Here is a 6,126-nt window from a genome sequence, read left to right as displayed (position 1 = left end):
CGTACTGCAGCTGCAGCGCCGTCGCCTGCAGCGCCAGCAGCCGATCGCCGGCGCAGGCCAGCGAGCGCTGCGTCGCCGGAACGTTGGCGATCGACAGGGCCGGCTGGAACAGCACTGCGCTCAACTGCAGGCCCGGTTTCGCCTGCACCAGCGGGGGTCTGGCGACGGCCAGCGCAGCCAGCCGCACCCATATCACACCGCTCACCTTCTGCACGGCGGCGACGACCTGCGAGCCGTGCACCCCTTCACCGAATTGCCGCTGCTGCCAACTGAACAGACCTCGTGACGAATCGACGCCATTGCCCTCTTCGCCGCTCGCGCCCAGGGCTTCGAGGATTGCCAGGCGCAGCTCTTCGGTACGTCGGGTCGGGTCGTAACCCACCACCAGATGCAGCGACACCGGCGTGCGCGCCCCTGCCACGACCAGCAACGGGCAGCGTCTGGCGCCGCGTGCCCCCACCGCTGCGCGTAGCGCGTCGCTGGCCGCTGTGGCATCGGCTGCCGTAGCGCTGGCGGTCAGGAGGGTAACGCGCACCAGCGCGACGCCGTCGACCTGGGTACAAGCGGCGCGCGCCTTCAGCACGCCGGGAATGGCCAGTGCCTCGGCCTCGTAATCGGCCAGACTGACGATACGGCCCAGGCTCTGCATCGTTCCCGGTGCAGCCAGGCGTGCACCATCGGCACCCTCAGGTTCGGCACCGCCGGTCACTGCTTCGAGCAGGAAAGCCGCTTCGAGTCCGGCGACCTTCTTGTCAGCCTGTGGTCTGGCGTCGGCCTGCAACAGCCCGTGCGCACCCGCACCGCTGCGGTAGACCGCCAGCACGTTGCCACGACCGGAGCGCAAACGCGCGCCGCTCTTGCCGTCACCGAACTGCACCCAGCTCTTGCCGTCGGCATCCTCGCGCACGATATAGACGTGCTCCCTGGGCGTACGCCCGAAAAGACTGTCCACACGCGTCCAGGCGACGCCATCGACCCACACCTGCAACTGCGGCAGCAGCGGCGGCACCTGCGTCGTGTCGAGCAGATAGGTGAGCGGCGTCCTGGGTAGCGCGAAGGTCTGGAAAACCGCGCGTGCATCGCCATCTCCCAGGGTGATCTGGGCCTCGGTTTTACCCTGTGTCGCGTCGACCAGGTTGCCGTACACCGTGACTTGCGGTGCGCTGTGGTCGAACTGCGTGTAGTCGAATTCGCGGTCGAGCTGCACACGATGCCAGCCCGGCTGCCCGCCATCGTCGCCCTCGTCGCTGGCGACGGACAGGGCGGTGGCAGCGACCAGCGCCGGGCCTGGGCCGGAAAACAGCAGGCTACGCCTGGCCAGCGCGGCGGCTGCACCGACCGTGCCATAGAAATGCAGTTCCTTCCCCTGGGTGGCCGCCGTCGGCACGAAGTCGGCGCGCAGCTCGAAAGGCTCGCCGACGACCTCGTGAAAGCTGATGCCGCGGATGTCGGCATAGCCGAGCGTGCTGCCGTTCTCGCTGATCACCAGGTCCTCGTCCAGCGTCAGCACCGTGCTGGCACCGCTCAGCGACCCCCACGCCAGCGACTGCCGATCGACCTGCGCGATGCGACGTTCGAGCAGACGCTTGCGGCGACTGCTCGCGTGACTGCCGACACTGAGGTTGGCCTCGATCAGCAGCCGGGTGCCGGCGACCACGCTGCTGACCTCGCCGTCGAGCGGCATCTGCGTCGATTGCAGCGACGGCACGGCCGGTGCGGCGGTGGTGGCGGCGAGCTTGCGCACATACGACACCTGGCTGGTGGTCGCGCGCCCCTTGTCGTCCACGTCGACCTGCGTGGCTGGTGCGTTGTGCCCGAAGTGGCGGTGTGTTCCGGCAAGCTTCCAGGCCCGCAGGCGCGGCGTCGACGCGAGGGTGGGCACGCCGAGCCCGGCCGCAAGCAGCGACTGTGCCAGCGGCTGAGCAACGAGACCGGGCGTCAGGAAGGACGGTGGCGACGCGATCTTGAGCGACAGCGGCTGCAGCGCTGGCGTGAACGACGACGCGAACAGCGAAGTCGCAGCCGGCAAGGTGGCTGCAACGAGGCGCGCCGGTGTCAGCAGTCTGAACTGTGGCGGCTTCTTCAGGCTGGTGATGCCGCCTTTCATCTTCACGACGGTACTGCCGAAGGCTTCCCAGGTCTTGTCTACGACCATCACCTGCGTATGATCGAACGCTTCGCCACCAGCGCGGGCGACGCCGACCAGGATGCGGTCGCCGGCTTTGAGCTGCACCGCGATGCCAGCATCGACCCCCAGCGTGAAGGTGTCGCTGCCGTAACGAATGTCGGGTACCTGGCGCGGCCGGTACAGATGAAACTGCGACAGCGCCGGCTGCGCGAGCAGTTCGACGCTGGTCTCGAAGACCGATGGCTTGTCGTCACCGACGAGCTGCGCCTGGATGCCCAGGCCGGCCGGCAGCAGCACGGGCTGCGTCCCCTTCACCGCGAACGCGAAACGCGCGCGTCCCGCGACTCCTGGCGCGAGCCGGTAGCCCAGCAGGCGCACCAGGTCGGCGACGCTGTCGCGCCACTTGGCGCTGCGCAGATAGGCCTCGTTGGCGTAGAGATCCTGGTAGAAGCTGAGAATGTCGCCGACCTCGGCGGCGGCTTCGATCAGCGCGATGCCGGGGTCGTCGGGCAGGCGGTGCGTCCACTCGGCGAGCACCGTACTCTCGTCAAGCCGCGACAGCATGTGCTCGCGCAGGTCGGCGTAGCTGCCGATGCGGTAGTCGATGGTGCTCAGGCCCGGCCGGTTGTCGATCGTCTTCGGGAAAGCAGCCGGCTGACGGCAATCATTGGTACAGCTCATCGGCGACCTCCGGTGATTTCGAAGCGAATGCGACCGGTTTCCAGGTGATCGGGGTCGTTGGCGACGACGATGATCTCGAACGGCCCGACGGGAATCTTCTCCAGGCGCGATTCGGGCAGTGCCAAGGGGTCGATGTCGATCTCGGTCAGGCCGCCGCCGCTGCCCGGGTTCCAGCGCCGCATGCTGGCGCGCAGGACACGGCCGACGCCGGTGACGGAAAGCGCACGGCCGATCAACTGGCTCGCGTACAGCGGCTGTCCGAAGGTCCACCGATCCGGGTGGAAAAAGCCGTGGCGACCGTCATGCGTCCAGCCGTCGGAAAACTCCTCTTCGAGTGCTGCCCGCAGATCCTCGGGCCAGTAGGCCGGCTGCGCACACAGGGTCAGCTTGATGTCGAGCGGCACATAGCGCGCCGCGCGCACCTCCAGATCCTCGCCGATCAGGCGGACCGCATCGAGGTGATCGGCGAGCGCGCGCCGCAGCGGCTCGGCCAGCACGATGCCGCCTGCCGGGTCGATGGCCACCTGCACGCAGCGCCAGCTGCCAGTCCAGGCATAGCGGGCGCGGGCATGCGCAACGCCTGGCAGCTCCTCGGCACGCCTGGCGTAGTCATCGAGGGTGACGGCACGCAACTGGTGCTGGCGGTAGGCCTCGGGCACGCGACGAACGATCTCGGCGGCGGGTTCGGGATCGCGACCGTCGGTGACGTCGAACGGGTTCCACACGCGCTGCACGGCGCCGCTGGCGTCGACGAAGCCGACGAGACTGTCGGCACCGACATTGCCCTGACTGCCCTGCCCGACGCGATAACGGCACTGCACAAAGGCGCCCGTGGGCAAGGCTGCGCCGTTGCTGCCGTCGCCAAAACGCAGCGAGCTGCCGCCAAGCTCGTCGGTCTCGACGATGAAGTGCTGGTCGTCCCCCTGGCTTTCAATCAGGTCCGATTGTTCCTGCCACGGCTCGGCAAAACCCTGCACCATGACCTGCGCGGTCGTTCGCGTCGGCGTCTCGCCGCCGGGCGGGCTGGCGCGGTAGGCCAGCGGCGAGGCCGGCAGCGGGCAGAGCACACCGCGCAGCAGCGAGGCGCTGCCGGCCTGGCGCAGCACGATCTCGTAACTGACCGAATCACGGGCGACGAAGCTTCGCTCATCGGCCCCGCCCAGCGGCTGTCCTGGCGCGCGGAAGGTGGTGATGCGCGGCCGCCCTTGCGTCACGCGCAGCAGGTTGGCGTGGAACAGACTCACGTCTTCGACCGGCTGGCCTGCGCAGTCGCAGATGAAGCAGAAGTTCTGCCGCAACGCGTCTTCGGCACGCCAGCGCACGCGTACCAGCCATTCGCCGGTGAACGGGTCCTGCAGGGCCTCGGCGCGCGCGATCGGGCCCTGCAGGGGCAACAGTTGCAGCAACTGCCGCTGCGCGATGCGCACACCGTTGGCGGTGCCGGTCTCGGGGTTCAGCGCCTCCTGAATCAGCAACTGGTCGACGGCGGTGCTCACGTCGGCAGCGCCGGGACCCGGCACCTGGCTCGCATGCGTACCGAGGAAGAAGTCGCGCAGCGCTTCAGCCTCGGCCTGCGTGAGCGGCGTCGCCGCCGTCAGGTCGGCTTCGGTGCTGCCGGCGGCGAGCGCCGTCACCGTCTTGCCCCAGGTATAGAGCCGCAAGCGGTTCAGCGGCGCGAAGCAGCGGCGGCGCCATGGCCCGCCGTCGCGCGCGATCGCGAAAATGACCGCGTCGTCATCCTGCCAGGCACGGCCGCTCCAGACGCCGAACTCGTCCTTGCTCGTCGCCGGCAGGTCGACCATGCCGGCCACTTCGAGAGCCAGCCAGGTGCTGGCCTGATTGCCCTGGTGGATGTGATAGTCCAGCAGCCGCGCATGCCGCGCCAGCGACACACGCTTGCGCGCCGTCGCCAGCGCGCGCTCGTTCATGACGCGGTCGTGGTAGTCGGCCTGCTCGTCGGCATCGGCGGCGACCAGGTCGATCAGCACCTGATCGAGGTCGGCTTCGCTGGTCGGTGACCAGCCGGGAACGCGGCGCATCATCGCGGCGATCAGCACATGCCGGAAGGAGTCGTAGTCGCGCGCGAGGTAGTCGATTTCGGGTTCTGTCGGCGCTGGCCTGCCCTTTTCCGACGGCGTGCAATCGAGATTGAAACAGCCCGGGCGGAACTTGAACGGCAAGGCATTGAGCAAGGGGTCCATCGCCAGCGGCAGGGCATTGTCCGGGGCGCTCAGGCCGACGCGGGTAGTCGACAACAGGTAGGTCGAGTAATCGCCGACCGGAGCGATCTGCAAGCGCAGCGTGTTGCCGGTGCCCGGCAGCACCTGCACCACTGCGACTGCGCGTGCCGGGTTGCCGGAGCGCTGCCGAGTCGCCCCCTGAATCTTGAAAGCCTCCCTGGGCGGCAATGGCGCAAGCGCATTGGCATTCCAGAACTCGACGTCGAGCCAGGCGAAAGCCGGCTTTGGCGCAGCGTCGAGGGTGACATAGGCGAGCCTGAAGGCATTCAGACCCTTGCCGCCGAGATCGCGCGCCCGGTCCTCGAGCCGCTCCTCGTTGCCTAGCCGAGTCATTTCGCCCCCTGCCGCTGGAAGCGCACGCTGCGAACCTCGCCGCTGGCGAGCACGCGGTAGCGCAGGTCAACGTTGAGTGTGGCGTCGTCGGCGCTGACGTCGAGCGCCTCGACGGTGACGCGGTGCCCGAGCCAGCGCGAAAGGTTCTGGCTCACCAGCGCCTTGCTGATCGCCGCCGTCGCATCGTCGTTCTGCTGGAACACCAGCCGCCGCAGCCCGGCACCGAAACTCGGCAGGAACGGGCGCTCGCCCTGTGCGGTAAGCAGCAACTGCATGATCTCGCCGCGAATATGCTCGGCCAGACCGGAGGGCGTCGCGGTACGCCCGTCGGCGCCGACATGAAAGGGGAAAGCCAGATGACGACCGTTCATGGCAAGGGCGTCCTGAAAGTGTCGACGGTGAAGGCCATGCTGTGCCGGTGCTTGTCGAGTCCGCCGTTGCCGCTCTCTTCGCTGGTGATCAGGTCGCTCCCGTGATCGGCGAGGAACTTCAGCACACCCTGGGCGATCGCTGCGAAGAGAATCCTGCGGTCCTGGGCGCCCTGATCGCTGTCGGGCAGGGATTCGCCCTTCACCGCCTGCCATTCGTTGTGCATCGCCTGGTCGATGTAAGCCGCGAGGCTGAACGCGAAGTCGTCGATCCGGCCTGCCTTGAGTGGGTTGGCCATGGGAGTTCCTCAGCCGGTGGTGACGCGCGTCGACAACAGCGTCGGCGTCGCAGGGGGAAAGGGAGTGGCAGGAACGA

The 6,126-nt window shown here is 68.2% G+C and carries 4 protein-coding genes; all 4 read right to left on the bottom strand.

Translation table 11 applies throughout. The features are described from left to right. On the bottom strand, positions 1–2,809 hold a 2,809-nt coding region (locus CAPSK01_RS22685; protein WP_273703511.1), incomplete at its 3' end, for a hypothetical protein. Then, positions 2,806–5,382 carry a putative baseplate assembly protein gene (locus tag CAPSK01_RS10975; RefSeq protein WP_034926268.1) on the bottom strand — a complete coding sequence of 859 codons (2,577 nt, stop codon included), beginning with the start codon at positions 5,380–5,382 and terminating at the stop codon, positions 2,806–2,808. The genes CAPSK01_RS22685 and CAPSK01_RS10975, both read right to left, overlap by 4 nt. Beyond that, complete coding sequence (locus tag CAPSK01_RS10970) at positions 5,379–5,753, bottom strand: GPW/gp25 family protein (protein WP_034926265.1); 375 nt, start codon at positions 5,751–5,753, stop codon at positions 5,379–5,381. Before CAPSK01_RS10970 ends, CAPSK01_RS10975 begins: the two co-directional genes overlap by 4 nt. Beyond that, a complete protein-coding gene (locus tag CAPSK01_RS10965) occupies positions 5,750–6,049 on the bottom strand; it encodes a hypothetical protein (protein WP_034913770.1) in 300 nt (99 codons plus the stop codon). Before CAPSK01_RS10965 ends, CAPSK01_RS10970 begins: the two co-directional genes overlap by 4 nt. Positions 6,050–6,126 lie beyond the last annotated feature (77 nt).

The sequence above is a fragment of the Candidatus Accumulibacter vicinus genome, assembly GCF_000584955.1.
GTDB classification, from domain to species: Bacteria; Pseudomonadota; Gammaproteobacteria; order Burkholderiales; family Rhodocyclaceae; genus Accumulibacter; species Accumulibacter vicinus.
This window is presented reverse-complemented; position numbering and strand designations above follow the sequence as displayed.